This window comes from Streptomyces sp. NPDC008125 (assembly GCF_042957125.1).
Lineage (GTDB): Bacteria > Actinomycetota > Actinomycetes > Streptomycetales > Streptomycetaceae > Streptomyces.
Genome location: NZ_JBIBHR010000010.1, coordinates 198281 through 212624 on the forward strand (window position 1 = coordinate 198281; position 14344 = coordinate 212624).

The 14344-nt window shown below is 73.4% G+C and carries 12 protein-coding genes and 1 pseudogene; 8 read left to right on the plus strand and 5 right to left on the minus strand.

Annotated features, from left to right (window positions below; all coding sequences use genetic code 11):
• Entirely contained in the window at positions 1 to 786 is a 786-nt protein-coding gene (locus tag ACFZAX_RS19065) for a PspA/IM30 family protein (RefSeq protein WP_390963026.1), read from the minus strand.
• Between the two features lie 309 nt (positions 787 to 1095).
• Between ACFZAX_RS19065 and ACFZAX_RS19070 the strand changes: the two genes are divergently transcribed.
• From ACFZAX_RS19070 to ACFZAX_RS19080, 3 genes are all read left to right on the plus strand, one after another.
• Positions 1096 to 1692: a DUF3043 domain-containing protein gene (locus ACFZAX_RS19070; protein ID WP_390962812.1), complete on the plus strand. Its 597-nt coding sequence runs from the start codon at positions 1096 to 1098 to the stop codon at positions 1690 to 1692.
• A 59-nt stretch (positions 1693 to 1751) separates the two neighbouring features.
• Positions 1752 to 2495 (plus strand): methyltransferase domain-containing protein, encoded by a 744-nt coding sequence (locus ACFZAX_RS19075; RefSeq protein ID WP_390963028.1) that lies wholly within the window; start codon positions 1752 to 1754, stop codon positions 2493 to 2495.
• Between the two features lie 184 nt (positions 2496 to 2679).
• A complete protein-coding gene (locus ACFZAX_RS19080) occupies positions 2680 to 3762 on the plus strand; it encodes a trypsin-like peptidase domain-containing protein (protein ID WP_390962815.1) in 1083 nt (360 codons plus the stop codon).
• A 185-nt stretch (positions 3763 to 3947) separates the two neighbouring features.
• Here ACFZAX_RS19080 and ACFZAX_RS19085 read toward each other — a convergent pair.
• Positions 3948 to 4148: pseudogene (locus ACFZAX_RS19085) on the minus strand (hypothetical protein); the annotation flags it as partial.
• A gap of 234 nt (positions 4149 to 4382) precedes the next feature.
• Between ACFZAX_RS19085 and ACFZAX_RS19090 the strand changes: the two are divergent.
• On the plus strand, positions 4383 to 5585 hold the full coding sequence (locus tag ACFZAX_RS19090) for a bifunctional adenosylcobinamide kinase/adenosylcobinamide-phosphate guanylyltransferase (protein ID WP_390962817.1): 1203 nt from the start codon (positions 4383 to 4385) through the stop codon (positions 5583 to 5585).
• 83 nt (positions 5586 to 5668) lie between these two features.
• Here ACFZAX_RS19090 and ACFZAX_RS19095 read toward each other — a convergent pair whose 3' ends face one another.
• Positions 5669 to 6643 carry a GDSL-type esterase/lipase family protein gene (locus tag ACFZAX_RS19095; RefSeq protein WP_390962819.1) on the minus strand — a complete coding sequence of 325 codons (975 nt, stop codon included), beginning with the start codon at positions 6641 to 6643 and terminating at the stop codon, positions 5669 to 5671.
• A 300-nt stretch (positions 6644 to 6943) separates the two neighbouring features.
• On the opposite strand from ACFZAX_RS19095, the gene cobT reads away from it, so the two are divergent.
• Positions 6944 to 8071, plus strand: a complete 1128-nt coding sequence (gene cobT, locus ACFZAX_RS19100; protein WP_390962821.1) for a nicotinate-nucleotide--dimethylbenzimidazole phosphoribosyltransferase — start codon at positions 6944 to 6946, stop codon at positions 8069 to 8071.
• Positions 8072 to 8078: 7 nt separating this feature from the next.
• On the opposite strand, the gene ACFZAX_RS19105 is transcribed toward cobT, so the two are convergent.
• Positions 8079 to 8840, minus strand: coding sequence for a hypothetical protein (locus ACFZAX_RS19105; RefSeq protein ID WP_390962823.1), 762 nt, complete (start codon positions 8838 to 8840; stop codon positions 8079 to 8081).
• A gap of 88 nt (positions 8841 to 8928) precedes the next feature.
• Between ACFZAX_RS19105 and ACFZAX_RS19110 the strand changes: the two genes are divergently transcribed.
• A complete protein-coding gene (locus ACFZAX_RS19110; RefSeq protein WP_390962825.1) occupies positions 8929 to 9708 on the plus strand; it encodes an adenosylcobinamide-GDP ribazoletransferase in 780 nt (259 codons plus the stop codon).
• Positions 9709 to 9861: 153 nt separating this feature from the next.
• Here the strand turns inward: ACFZAX_RS19110 and ACFZAX_RS19115 are convergent, their stop codons facing one another.
• The gene (locus ACFZAX_RS19115) at positions 9862 to 10692 is read right to left on the minus strand and encodes an endo alpha-1,4 polygalactosaminidase (protein ID WP_390963030.1); all 831 of its coding nucleotides are present in this window, start codon (positions 10690 to 10692) and stop codon (positions 9862 to 9864) included.
• A 339-nt stretch (positions 10693 to 11031) separates the two neighbouring features.
• On the opposite strand from ACFZAX_RS19115, the gene ACFZAX_RS19120 reads away from it, so the two are divergent.
• Complete coding sequence (locus ACFZAX_RS19120; protein WP_390962828.1) at positions 11032 to 12573, plus strand: leucyl aminopeptidase; 1542 nt, start codon at positions 11032 to 11034, stop codon at positions 12571 to 12573.
• Positions 12574 to 12928: 355 nt separating this feature from the next.
• Positions 12929 to 14317, plus strand: a complete 1389-nt coding sequence (lpdA, locus tag ACFZAX_RS19125) for a dihydrolipoyl dehydrogenase (RefSeq protein ID WP_390962830.1) — start codon at positions 12929 to 12931, stop codon at positions 14315 to 14317.
• Positions 14318 to 14344 lie beyond the last annotated feature (27 nt).

Below are 14344 nucleotides of genomic sequence, written 5' to 3' on the forward strand. Positions count from 1 at the left end.
TCAGCTCTTGTCGTACCGGTGCGGTGACTGCTGCTGGGAGCCGGGCGCGGTGCCCTGGGAGCCGCCCTCGATGGCCTGCTGGTCCGCCGAGGTGCCGCCGGCCAGTTCGGCCTTCATCCGCTGGAGCTCCAGCTCCACATCCGTACCACCGGAGATGCGGTCCAGCTCGGCGGCGATGTCGTCCTTCGCGGTGCCGGTGGGGTCGTCCAGGGCGCCGGAGGCCAGCAGCTCGTCGATCGCGCCGGCCCGGGCCTGCAGCTGCTGCGTCTTGTCCTCGGCCCGCTGAATGGCCAGGCCGACATCGCCCATCTCCTCGGAGATGCCGGAGAACGCCTCCCCGATGCGGGTCTGCGCCTGCGCCGCGGTGTAGGTGGCCTTGATCGTCTCCTTCTTGGTGCGGAAGGCGTCGACCTTGGCCTGGAGCCGCTGGGCCGCGAGAGTGAGCTTCTCCTCCTCGCCCTGCAGCGTCTGGTGCTGCGTCTCCAGGTCGGTGACCTGCTGCTGGAGGGCGGCGCGACGGGAGAGCGCCTCGCGGGCGAGGTCCTCCCGGCCGAGCGCGAGGGCCTTGCGGCCCTGGTCCTCCAGCTTGGACGACTGGCCCTGCAGCTGGTTCAGCTGCAGCTCCAGCCGCTTGCGCGAGGTCGCCACGTCGGCGACTCCGCGGCGCACCTTCTGCAATAGTTCCAGCTGCTTCTGGTACGAGTAGTCGAGGGTCTCGCGCGGGTCCTCGGCCCGGTCGAGGGCCTTGTTCGCCTTCGCGCGGAAGATCATTCCCATCCGCTTCATGACACCGCTCATGGGCTTCGCGCGCCCCCTTCTTGACGACTGAACTCCAGCACTCCGACAGAACCCACAGTACGGGCCCCGCATCCATTACCGCACTGTTCGGGGCGCGATGTGCTCCTCCCCAAGGACGACTGCGGCGGGCGACCGCTCCCGCCCGAGGAGTACGCGGCGGATGCGGGCCGACCGGGGCGGATGCCCCTGTTGCCCCGGTGTCGCCCGGTGGGTGCACAGCTGAGGACGCGGGCCGTTGCCGGATCGTTCCCGCCCGGTCCGACTGCCCGCCCACCGGACCCCGTACCCTTGGGTTTTGTGTTCCGTAGCCGTTCCAAAGAAGAGAAGGCCCCCACCGGCAAGGTGACGGCGGACCTCTCCACCCAGTCCCGCGACCCCCAGGCTCCCAAGGGTCGCCCCACGCCGAAGCGCAGCGAGGCGCAGACGCAGCGGCGTCGCGCCTCGACCACGCCGGTCGACCGCAAGGAGGCGGTGAAGCGCTCGCGCGAAGCACGCCGGGTCGACATGGCCAAGCAGCGCGAGGCCCTCGCCTCCGGTGACGAGCGCTACCTCCCGACCCGCGACAAGGGCCCGGTGCGGCGCTTCACCCGCGACTTCGTGGACTCGCGCTTCAGCATCGCCGAGTGGTTCCTGCCGATGGCCGTGATCATCCTGGTCCTCAGCGTGATCCAGATCCGGAACATCCAGAACATCTCGCTGCTGCTCTGGCTCGGCGTGATCGTGCTGATCGTGCTGGACTCGATCGGCCTGGCGTTCCGGCTGCGCAAGCAGCTGCGCATCCGCTTCCCGGACACCTCGCAGCGCGGCGCCGTCGCCTACGGCCTGATGCGTACGCTCCAGATGCGCCGGCTGCGGCTGCCGAAGCCGCAGGTCAAGCGAGGAGAGCGGCCCTGACCGCGGGAGCCTCGGGATTCGCCGGAGGCTCCTCGACCTGGCTCTCCGGCCTGGGCGGACTGCGCAACGTCGTCCGCCAGGAGCTCGTGGCCCGGCAGCTGGACGAGCAGATAGCCGCCCGCTTCCCGGTGGGGCGGCGCCTGCGCGTCCTGGACGTCGGGCTGGGTCAGGGCACGCAGTCCCTCCGCCTGGCGCGGGCCGGTCACTCGGTGACCGGCCTGGACTCCGACCCCGAGATGCTGGTGGCGGCCCGTGAGGCACTGGAGCACGAGCCCGAGGGCATCCGCGAGCGCGTCCGGCTGATCGAGGGCGACGGCTCGGAGACCGGTGTCCACTTCCTGCCCGGCACCTTCGACATGGTGCTCTGCCACGGCGTACTGATGTACGTCGAGGAGCCCGACGCCCTCCTGGCGGGGCTGGCACGGGTGCTGGCCCCCGGCGGCCTCCTCTCGCTGGTCGTACGGAACGGCGACGCGCTCGCGATGCGCCCCGCGGCGGCCGGCGACTTCGGCTCGGCGCACGCCGCCTTCGACACCGCCCGCTACACCAACCGGCTCGGCCTCCAGGTCCGGGCCGACCGGCTCGACGCGCTGACCGCCACCCTGGCGGGGATCGCGGCGCCGCTGCACGCCTGGTACGGGGTGCGCGTCTTCACGGACAACACCCCGGGCGACACCCCGCTGCCCGGGCCCGCCGAGCTGGAGCAGATCTTCGCCGCCGAGGAACGGGCCGGGCGGACCGACCCGTACCGGCGGGTCGCCGCGCTGCTCCACCTCTGCGGTGTACGCGGCGAACGGACCTGAGGGCCTGACGGCCCTCCCCCGTCGCGGCGGGGCGGGCCGCCGGACGGGTGCGTCCGCCCGCGCCGGTCTCCGTTCGGCCCGTGGTCCCGCGCCGGTCTCCGTACGGCGCCGCGCCGGTCTCCGTTCGGCCCGTTCGGCCCAGCAGCACCCGCCGCCCGGCAGGGACGAACGGGATACTCCGGACATGGACGCATCTCCCTCCGGCAGCCGCGCGCGCCGGCTGCCGCTCTCCCTGGCCGCGGGTCTCAGCGCCCTCGCCCTGGCGAGCGGCTGCTCCGACTCCGCAACGGACTCCCCCGAGCCCTCCGTGGCGGCGGCCCGGCAGGATTCCGCGTCCCGTGCCGTGGCGGAGCTGGAGTCCGACTACCAGCGGGTCATCAACGACGTGCTGCCCTCCGTCGTCCAGATCCAGACCGCCGACGGGCTGGGCTCCGGCATCGTCTACGACGACGACGGCAACATCGTGACCAACGCGCACGTCGTCGGCGACGCGAAGTCCTTCAAGGTCAGCGTCGCCACCGGGGAACATGTTCTCGACGCCTCCCTGGTCTCGTCCTACCCGGACCAGGATCTGGCGGTCATCCGCATCGACGACAAGCCGGACGGGCTGCGGGCGGCGAAGTTCGGCGACTCGGAGAAGGTCGAGGTGGGGCAGATCGTGCTGGCGATGGGCTCGCCGCTCGGCCTCTCCAGCAGCGTCACCCAGGGCATTGTCTCGGCGCTCGGCCGGACGGTCAGCGAGTCCCGCTCCGGCGGCGGCACGGGGGCGACCCTCGCCAACATGGTGCAGACCTCGGCGGCGATCAACCCGGGCAACAGCGGGGGCGCGCTGGTCAACCTCAACAGCGAGGTCATCGGCATCCCGACGCTCGCGGCCACCGACCCCGCCCTCGGCAACAGCGCGGCGCCGGGCATCGGCTTCGCGATCCCGGTGTCGACGGTGAAGACCATCGCGGACCAGATCATCGACAAGGGCAAGGTCACCGACTCGGGGCGGGCCGCGCTCGACATCACCGGCCGCACGGTCGTCGACGACGACTACCGGCCCGCCGGTGTGGCGCTGGTCAGCGTGGTCCGGGGCGGGGCCGCGTACGACGCGGGGATGCGGGTCGGCGACATCATCACCCGGATCGGGGACACGGAAGTCACCACGATCACCTCGCTCGCGGAGGCGCTCGCCGGGGAGGAGCCCGGGGACCGGGTCAAGGTGACGTACACCCGCGGTGGTACCACGCGGACGGCCGAGGTCACGCTCGGGGAGATCTGAGCCCGTCGGACGGACGAGTGCACGGGGCGGGCGGTCCGGGAGTCCCCCTCCCGCCCGCTCCCGTCGGGTCAGACGGTCTCCGCCTCCGGACCGGACGCGGCAGCCGCGTCGGGGGCGGCGGCGCCGTCAGCGGTACCCGGCTCCGGCTCCCCTTCCGGGGTGGGCTCCCGGTCGGGCTCCGGCGTCTCCGCGTGGAGGCTCATCGGCCCGTAGATCTTCGTGGAGTCGTCGAAGAGCGTCACCTGGTCCGCCCCGCCGTCCAGGAGCTCCTTCCAGAACTCGCCGATCCAGGACTCCGCGTCACCCTGCGTCGTGAATTCCTCCGGCTGCAACGCCGGCTCCGTCTCCGTACCGTCGGACTTCTCGAACCGCCACGTCCACGCCATGTCAGCCTCCTGGGTCCTGTTGCTGCCCCGAGCCTAGGGCCTCGGCCCGCTATCCTGCCGCGATCGTCCGGAAGATTGCCGCCGGGGGCGCCGGGAAACCCGTTGGCGGGCGGCGCCCGAGAAAGCCCGGGCGGTCCGGCGGGAGCCCCTGACGCGGGGAGCGGGGGCCCGTGGCGCGGGGGGCGGGGGCGGGCCGGGCGCGCACCCCCGGCGCGCACGCGGCAGGATCAAGACGTGGAACTGACTCTCCTCGGCACCGGAGCCCCCGGCGGGCTGCCCCGGCCCGACTGCCCCTGCGCCGTGTGCGCGACCGCCCGCGGCACGTCCGCGCGGGCGACGACGGCCCTCCTCGTCGACGACGCCGTGCTGCTCGACCTCACCCCGGGCGCGGCGCTCGCCGCCGCCCGCGCGGGGCACTCGCTGGCCGGGGTGCGCCAGGTGCTGCTGACCCGCCCCCAGAACGGTCCCGCCGTCGAGCTGCCCCCCGGGCTCCCCCGGCCGGGGCGGGTGCCGGACGGACAGGTGCTCACGCTGATCAGCGGGCACCGGGTGCGGGCGGTTGCGATGGACGCGCCGGGCACCGGGTACGAGATCACCTCCCCCACCGGCGAGCGGCTGCTCTACCTGCCGCAGGGCGCGGCACCGGCCGGGCTCGCCGAGCCGTTCCCCGAGCCGTACGACCTGGTGGCCGGCGACGTGGTGGGGCGGCCGGACGCGCTGGCGCGGTTGCGCGCGGTGGACGCGGTCGGGCCGCTCACCGAGATCGTCGCCGTCCACCTGGACCACGACGCCCCGCCCGGGGCGGAGCTGGACCGCCGGCTCGCGGCGGCGGGGGCCCGGGCGGTACCCGACGGGACGACGCTGGTGGCAGGGGAGTTCCGTCCCCTCCCCGAGGTCCCCCGGCGCACCCTGGTGACCGGCGGCGCCCGGTCGGGGAAGTCGGTGGAGGCGGAACTGCGGCTGGAGACCTTCCCCGACGTGCTGTACGTGGCGACGGGCGGCCGGCGGGACGGGGACTCCGAATGGGCCGCTCGCATCGGACTGCACCGGGAGCGCCGGCCGTCCGCCTGGCGCACCGAGGAGACCTGCGAGGTGGCGGAGCTGCTGCGGGCGGACGGGCCGCCGCTGCTGATCGACTGCCTGTCGCTGTGGCTGACCGACGCGATGGACCGGGTGGACGCCTGGGACGACGGCCGGTGGGCGGACGGCGGCGAGAAGGCGCTGCGGGCGCGGGTCGCGGAGCTGGTCGCCGCCGTGCGGCAGACCTCGCGCACCGTGGTGGCGGTGACCAACGAGGTCGGTTCCGGCGTGGTCCCGGCGACGGCCGCGGGGCGGAGGTTCCGGGACGAGCTGGGGCGGCTGAACGCGGCCTTCGCGGCGGAGTGCGAGACGGTGCTGCTGGTCGTGGCGGGGCTGCCGGTGGTGCTGCGGGGGTGAGGGGCGGGGCCGGAGCGCCCGGCCCCGCGCCGGAACCGCGTCCGGACCGTGCGGTGCAGCCTTCACCGGCTGCGGTACGGCCTCTACCGCAGCCGGTGCAGTACGGCGGTCGCCATGGCCTGCTCGCCCTTGGCGTTGGGGTGGGCGGGAGCCGCGGGCGACGCCGGCACGAGCGGCTCGATCCAGCGGTCCTCGGGACCCTTGCACATGTCGCGCCCGACGGTGGGCGCGTAGGTGTCGACGTACTCGGCGCGGTTGCGGACCGCCACCGTGCGGAGCATCGCGTTGAGCCGCTTCTCGGTGTCCCGCAGATAGGGGAAGTCCCCGGCCGCGAAGGGCACCGCGGGAAAGCAGCCGCTGCCGTCGTCGGGCAGCAGATCGGGGTAACCGACGACCAGCACCCGCGCGTGCGGCGACCGCGCGTGCACGGCCCGCAGGACGCGCTCGATCTTCGGGGCGGTCTGCGCGACGGCCTCGGCCAGCCGGTCCGTCCCCGAGGAGGTGTAGTGGCTCCGGCACGGATCGCCCGTCGGCTCCTGGACGCCCAGACCGGCGCAGGTGGCGATGATGGACCCGAACCCGACGTCGTTGCCGCCTATCTGCAGGGTGACGAGACCGGTGTCGCGGCCCAGCGCCTGCAGCTGAGGGGGGTTGGTGCCCTGCGCGGTCCACATCTGCTCGGTGGTCGCGCCGCCGCAGCTCACGTCCTCGAACGCGGATGCCCTCTTCCGCTCGGCGACCAGGGAGGGGTAGTTGCGGGTGGAGCGGGCGCAGGCGAGGTCGGCCTGCGGGGGGATGCCCGGCCCCGACGTGTACGAGTCCCCGAGCGCGACATAACGCGGGCCGTGCGCCGGGCCCCCTGCGTGCCCGCTGCCGCGACCGTGCCCGGAACTCCCGTGCCCGGCGCCTTTGCCGTGCGCGGAGTCCCTGCCGTGCGCGGCGGCCGGAGTCACCGAAGCCATGAGCAGCACGCAGCTTCCGAGTGCGGCCCCCACCGCCACCGCCCGCCGCCGTACCGCCACTGCCGCCCCCGTACCCGCAACTCCGTTGTCCGCCACGTGTGTTCCTCCCGTAAGACCTGGACGCCGCCACGCGAAGCCGGCACCGCACGACACGACGGAGCTTGTATACCGCCGGGTAGCTCCACGCGGCCAGAGGCAGGCGGCGGCAATCTCTTCCACCGGCCCTCCCCGGGCTCCGCCGCCCGTCCGGAACACCCGCGGCGGCGGAGTCACGGGCGGAGTCGTCGGCCCGGTGGCCTCGGGACCGGTCGGGGAACGGCGCGGCGGATACTGTTCCGCAGGGAGCCCGCCCGCGGGCTCCGGCCCCCGACGCAACGACCCGCGAGGCAGACCTCCGTGAACCTGGACGACTTCTCCGACCTGATCGAGCGCCCCGACGGCGGTGTGCGGCGCGACGCCGAGGACCGCCGGGGGCGGCTGATCGTCCCGCCCGGCGCGCTCGGCCGGCTCGACGAACTGGGCGAATGGCTGTCCGCCGCACAGCAGACCGTGCCGGTCCGGCCGGTGGACCAGCCGCGCGTGGTGCTCTTCGCCGGTGACCACAAGATCGCGGAGCTCGGCGTCTCCGGCCGCGCCGCGGGGAGCGCGCACGAGCTGGTCCGCGCCACCCTGGACGGGGCGAGCCCGTCGGCGGTGCTGGCCCGGCGGTTCTCGGTGCCGGTTCGGATCGTCGACGCCGGCCTGGACTGCGACCCGGACCTGCTGCCGGAGTCCGTGGTGCGCGGCCGGGTACGCCGGGGCGCCGGGCGGATCGACGTCGAGAACGCGCTGACCGCCGAGGAGGCCGCCGAGGCCGTGGCGCTGGGCATCCGGATCGCGGACGAGGAGGCGGACTCCGGTACGGACCTGGTGGTGCTGGGCGACCTCAGCGTGGGCGGCACGACGGCGGCCTCCACCCTGATCGCCGCGCTGTGCGGCACCGACGCCTCGGTGGTGACCGGGCGCGGCGGCGCGGGGATCGACGACCTGGCGTGGATGCGCAAGTGCGCCGCGATCCGTGACGCGCTGCGCCGGGCCCGTCCGGTCCTCGGGGACCAGCTGGAACTGCTGGCGACGGTGGGCGGCGCGGACCTCGCGGCGATGACCGGGTTCCTGCTCCAGTGCGCGGTGCGCCGGCTCCCGGTGATTTTGGACGGCGTGGTCTCGGCGGCCTGCGCGCTGGTGGCGCAGCGGGCCGCGTTCCGGGCGCCCGACTGGTGGCTGGCCGGCCACGCGAGCGGTGAGCCGGCGCAGGCGAAGGCGCTGGACCGGATGGCTCTGACGCCGCTGCTCGACCACGGGGTGACGGTCGGCGGAGGTACGGGCGCGCTGCTCGCTCTCCCGCTGGTGCGGGCCGCCGCCGCGTTCGCCGCCGAACTGCCGGAGCGCGAGCCGGAGAAGCCCGCCGAGGAGCCGGATGCCGAGCCGGACGAGCAGCAGGGCGACGAGCAGGGCGCCGCGGTGGCGGCGGACCCGGCGGTCTGAGTACGGGTCAGGGCTTGGGGCCGGGCAGCGGTACCCGGTCCGGGGCCCCGCCGATCAGGTCCTGGAACCTGCGGCGGGGCCCGGCCCAGCGCACGTCGTGGTGGTAGGCGCGCAGCACCGCGCGGGCGCGGGCCTTGTGGCGCCGTCCGTAGAACCGCTTGGCCCACGGCGAGGCGGGGCGGGCCAGCCGCAGGGCGCCGATCAGTGCCACGAAGGGGACGAGGGCGCCGACGACCGCCATCCGCGCCTTGCCCTTGAAGAGCGCGACGAGCACGAAGAGGAAGTTGACGACCATCGTCAGGACGAGGCCGAGCCGGCCGTTCTCCTGTTCGTCCGTCAGCTCGTCGACCCCGAGGGGCGAGAAGCCCGCGAGGGCCAGCAGCACGAGCGAGGTCGTCAGCACGACCATCTCCACGCTCTGGCGGCCCTGCTCCGTCCAGTAGACGTCGTCCAGGTGCAGGATGAGCGCGAACTCGTCCAGCACCAGGCCCGCCCCGACCCCGAAGATCACCGCGAAGACCATCGCGGTGACGCCGTGCTGGCCGTCGGCGACCGCGCCGAAGCCGCCGAGGACGCAGAGCACGACACCGGGGACGACGTGGTGAACGTGGACCCCGCCCGGGGTGATGTTGCGGAACGGTCCCTTCCCGGCCCGGATCATGCGGGTGATGGTGCGGGTGATGGCGAAGGTCAGCACGAACGCGGCCAGCGCGAGAAGCAGCGGCAGCTTTCCCGGCTCGGTGATGTTGGTGTGCCACCAGTGACCCATGCCACCCTCTCCCGATCGGTCACTCCTGTGCGGATTCGTCACATCTTGTCCGATCGAAAGGCGTTGCGCACGCACTACCGTGCTCGCGGTGACCTCCCTGAACAGCCATGGCCTCCGCTTCGCCTTCGGCACGCTCACCGTGCTCCCCGTCCGCGTCACCCGCTGGGACCGTGACACCGCCCGTGCGGGCATGCTCCGCGCGCCGCTCGCCGGGCTCGTGGTGGGGCTGCTCGCGGCGGTGCCCGGTTCGCTGGCACTGCTGGCCGGCGCGGGTCCGCTGCTCGCCGCGGTCGCCTCCGCCGCCGTACCGGCCGTACTCACCCGGGGCCTCCATCTGGACGGGCTCGCGGACACGGCGGACGGGCTCGGCAGCGGCAGACCGGCCGAGGACGCGCTGCGGATCATGAAGCAGTCGGACATCGGGCCGTTCGGCGTGATCACCCTGCTCCTCGTGCTGCTGGCCCAGGTCGCCGCCGGTGACGAGCTGTACGGGCGGGGCTGGGAGCAGGGCGCGGCGGGAGCGGTGGTGTCCGGCGTCGCCGCCCGTCTGGCCCTGACCCTGGCCTCGCGCCGCGGTGTCCCGGCCGCCCGCCCGGAGGGGCTGGGCGCGGCGGTGGCCGGCACGGTCCCGCGGCTGGGGGCGGCCCTGGTCGCGGTGGTCGCCGTCGCGGCCTGCGGAGCGGCCGGAGCGGTGTCCGGGGTGGGCGGGGCCGTGCACCACGCGCTCGCCGCGCTGCTGGCCCTCGGGGCGTCCGAGGTGCTGCTGCGGCACTGCGTGCGGCGGTTCGGCGGGGTGACGGGGGACGTGTTCGGCGCGGTGGAGGAGACGGCGGCGACGGCGGCACTGGTGGGGCTGGTGCTCGGCTGACGGGAGGCCCGGGGCCGGGCGGCCCGTGCGGGCAGCGGCCGGGGTGAGGCCCGGGAGGCCGTACCGGCCGTACGGCCGGTACGGGGTCCGAGGGGTCGTACGGGCCGTACGGCCGCCCGGGGACCGAGGGGTCGTACGGGCCGAACGGCCGGGTCAGGGCGCCGTGGACTCCCCCGCGTCCGTCGCGCAGCTCCTGCGCCAGGCGCCGAGCTCGTACTTCTTCTCCAGCGAGCTGAGCCCGAGTTCGCGCGAGCGGGCGCAGAACGCGGCGGCCGGCAGCTCGTACTCGACGTGGAAGACGGCCTTGTCCGCCTCGACGAACGGGACCAGCTCCTCGCACTCCTCGTACTGGGCGCACTGCTCGTTCACCGCGAAGTCGAAGTCCGGTTCGAGGGCGGGGATCTGGTCCAGGTCGTTCTTCAGGCCGACCGCCAGGCCGTGGCGGTGGGCGATACGGGCGATCAGCCGGTTGTACGCCAGCTGATCGGCGGCCGTGAGCGGGAAGCCGGTGTCGTTGCGGTAGCCGTCCATGTTGTCCGGTTCCACGGCGTCGAAGCCCTTCTCGGCGCACATCGCGATCCGGGTCTCCATCAGGGGTCCCAGGAGGTCGGTGCGCCTGACGTCGAGCCAGCGCTCGCCGTCCCAGCCGTTGCCCTTGCCGAGCAGGGCCGCCGGGAAGGCGTCGGCGTCCGGGCGGAAGTCCTCGTGGGCGCCGGTGGAGAGGTAGCAGACGACCTTGCTGCCCCGGCCGTGCAGTCCGGCGACCACGGCGGCGTCGTGGTCGAAGCCGTCGATGTCGTACACCGGGACGTCCACCGTGGGGTCGAGCCGCCCGGAGAGCTGCCACTGCCAGTCCAGGCCGGGCCGGGGGCGCCAGCGTCCGGCGGCCGGGTCCGCCGCGTCCGCGGAAGCGGCGGCGGGGCGGCCCGCCGGGGCGTGCGGGGGTTCTCCCGAGGTGCAGCCGGAGAGCAGCGGAGACACCATCAGGAGGGCGGCCGCCACCGGCCGGCCCAGTCTCGTCCCGTACACGGTTCCCCGACCCCGTTCCCGTATCCCTGTCCGCCGCACACACCCCGGCGCACCATTTGCCCTGCCTTCGCCAACAACCCTATGTGACCGGCTGGTTCGTCCCGCACGCCGCGTCGACCGGGCCGGACGCCCGCCGGGCGCCTCCCGGACGGTGAACACCGGCGTGAAACGGCAAAAACGGCGCGCGTAGGCTCGTTCCCTGCGCACAACGGGCACATCTACGATGCGCCGGGCACGGTCGGCCCCACCCCCTCGACCGATCCAGTTACTCAACGGAAGCGAGAATTCACCACCGTGACTGCTCTCACTCTCAGCACCGCAGGCGCGGCGACGCTGCGCGCCGACGCACTCGTCGTCGGTCTCGCCAAGGGCTCCAAGGGTCCGGTGCTCGCACCGGGCGCCGAGGCCGTGGACAAGGCCTTCGGCGGAAAGCTCGCCGCCGTCCTGGAGACCCTGGGTGCCACCGGTGCCGAGGGCGAACTCATCAAGGTCCCCGCCGCCGGCGGCCTCAAGGCGCCGGTCGTCATCGCCGTCGGCCTGGGCACCGTCCCGGACTCGGACGACGCCTACGACTCCGAGATCCTGCGCCGCGCCGCCGGTTCCGCCGCCCGCGCCCTGGGTGGCGCGAAGAAGGCCGGCTTCGCCCTGCCGGCCTCGACCGTGGAGGACGCCGGCGCGGTCGCCGAGGGCGCCCTGCTCGGCGCCTACGCCTTCACCGCCTACCAGCGCGGCGAGAACAGGCTCGCTCCCAAGCCGGCCAAGGCCAACGGCCCCAAGCAGGCGCTCGCCGAGGTGGCCGTGCTCGGCGCCAAGCCGCGCGACAAGGCGTTCAAGGCCGCCGCCGAGCGCGCCGTCGCCGTGGCGGAGGAGATCAACCGCGCCCGCGACCTGATCAACACCCCGCCGAACGACCTCTTCCCCGAGTCCTTCGCCGCCGTGGCCGCCGCCGCGGGCAAGGAGCACGGCATCAAGGTCCAGGTGCTCGACGAGAAGGCCCTGGTCAAGGGCGGCTACGGCGGCCTGGTCGGCGTCGGCCAGGGCGCCGTCCACGGACCCCGCCTGGTGAAGCTCGCCTACACGCACCCGAAGGCGGAGAAGACCCTGGCCCTGGTCGGCAAGGGCATCACCTACGACTCGGGCGGCATCTCGCTCAAGCCGGCCGGCCACAACGAGACGATGAAGTGCGACATGAGCGGCGCCGCCGCCGTGTTCGCCACCGTCATCGCCGCGTCCCGTCTCGGCCTGCGCGTCAACGTCACCGGCTGGCTGGCACTCGCGGAGAACATGCCCGGCGGCAACGCCACCCGCCCGGGTGACGTGCTGAGCATGTACAGCGGCAAGACCGTCGAGGTCCTCAACACGGACGCCGAGGGCCGGCTCGTCCTCGCCGACGCGCTGACCCGCGCCTCCGAGGAGGCCCCCGACGCGATCGTCGACGTGGCGACCCTGACCGGCGCGATGGTGCTGGCGCTGGGCAACCGCACCTTCGGCATCATGGCCAACGACGACGCCTTCCGTACGGCGATCCACGAGATCGCCGAGGAGGTCGGCGAGGCGTCCTGGCCGATGCCGCTCCCCGCCGACCTGCGCAAGGGCATGGACTCCCCGACCGCCGACATCGCCAACATGGGCGAGCGGATGGGCGGCGGCCTGGTGGCCGGTCTGTTCCTCAAGGAGTTCGTCGGCGAGGGCATCGCCTGGGCGCACCTGGACATCGCGGGCCCGGCCTTCCACGAGGGCGCGCCCTACGGCTACACCCCCAAGGGCGGCACCGGCTCCTCGGTCCGCACCCTGATCCGTCTCGCGGAGCGCACCGCCGACGGCGACCTGGGCTGACCACCCGCCGGTCCTCTGTGACCAAAGTCGTACAGCCCCGGGCGGATGTCCGGGGCTGTACGCATTGCGTGCGCCGTTCGAACGGGGACGGACGCGTCCCTGCGGGGTTTCGCTCTGGACGAACTCGGCTGAATCCATACGTTTCTACGCGGAAGCGACCGGTCCCGGGACCTGCGGGGCCCAGTCCGGACCGGGCCCCGCGTCCCGCCGACGGTCAACAAGTGCGAAGATGGGTTCTCGGCAGGACAGGGCCCCCACCACAGGGCCGAACGACTCAAGCGGCCGAACACCAGCCGACCGGCCGGTCACACCCCACGGGGCCCGGCGTACGGCGCACATGCATGGAGGACGTGACGTGGCGAACGACGCCAGCACCGTTTTCGACCTAGTGATCCTCGGCGGTGGCAGTGGCGGTTACGCCGCGGCCCTGCGCGGAGCGCAGCTGGGCCTGGACGTCGCCCTGATCGAGAAGGGCAAGGTCGGCGGTACCTGCCTGCACAACGGCTGCATCCCGACCAAGGCGCTGCTGCACGCCGGCGAGATCGCCGACCAGGCGCGCGAGGCCGAGCAGTTCGGTGTCAAGGCCACCTTCGAGGGCATCGACATCGAGGCCGTCCACAAGTACAAGGACGAAGTGATCTCCGGCCTGTACAAGGGCCTGCAGGGTCTCATCGCCTCGCGCAAGGTGCACTACGTCGAGGGTGAGGGCCGCCTGTCGTCCCCGACCTCGGTGGACGTGAACGGCGAGCGCATCCAGGGCCGCCACATCGTGCTGGCGACCGGCTCCGTGCCGCGCTCGCTGCCGGGCCTGGAGATCGACGGCAACCGCATCATCTCCTCGGACCACGCGCTGAAGCTGGACCGTGTCCCGAAGTCGGCCATCGTGCTCGGCGGCGGCGTCATCGGCGTCGAGTTCGCCTCGGCGTGGAAGTCCTTCGGCACCGACGTGACCATCGTCGAGGGCCTGAAGCACCTGGTCCCGGTCGAGGACGAGAACAGCTCGAAGCTTCTGGAGCGCGCGTTCCGCAAGCGCGGCATCAAGTTCAACCTCGGCACCTTCTTCGACAAGGCCGAGTACACGCAGGACGGCGTGCGCGTGACCCTCGCCGACGGCAAGACCTTCGAGGCCGAGGTGCTGCTGGTCGCGATCGGCCGCGGCCCGGTGTCGCAGGGCCTCGGTTACGAGGAGGCCGGCGTCGCGATGGACCGCGGCTATGTCCTCGTCGACGAGTACATGCAGACCAACGTGCCCACCGTCTCGGCCGTGGGCGACCTCGCCCCGACCCTCCAGCTCGCGCACGTCGGTTTCGCCGAGGGCATCCTCGTCGCGGAGCGGCTGGCCGGCCTGAAGGTCGTCCCGATCGACTACGACGGTGTGCCGAAGGTGACGTACTGCCACCCCGAGGTCGCCTCCGTCGGCATCTCCGAGGCCAAGGCCAAGGAGATCTACGGCGCGGACAAGGTCGTCGCCCTCAAGTACAACCTGGCGGGCAACGGCAAGAGCAAGATCCTGAAGACCGCGGGCGAGATCAAGCTCGTCCAGGTCAAGGACGGTGCCGTGGTCGGCGTCCACATGGTCGGCGACCGCATGGGCGAGCAGGTCGGCGAAGCACAGCTGATCTACAACTGGGAGGCGCTGCCGGCCGAGGTCGCGCAGCTCATCCACGCCCACCCGACCCAGAACGAGGCCATGGGCGAGGCCCACCTCGCGCTGGCCGGCAAGCCGCTCCACTCCCACGACTGATCCAGTCCCGGGCGACGACCGACCACT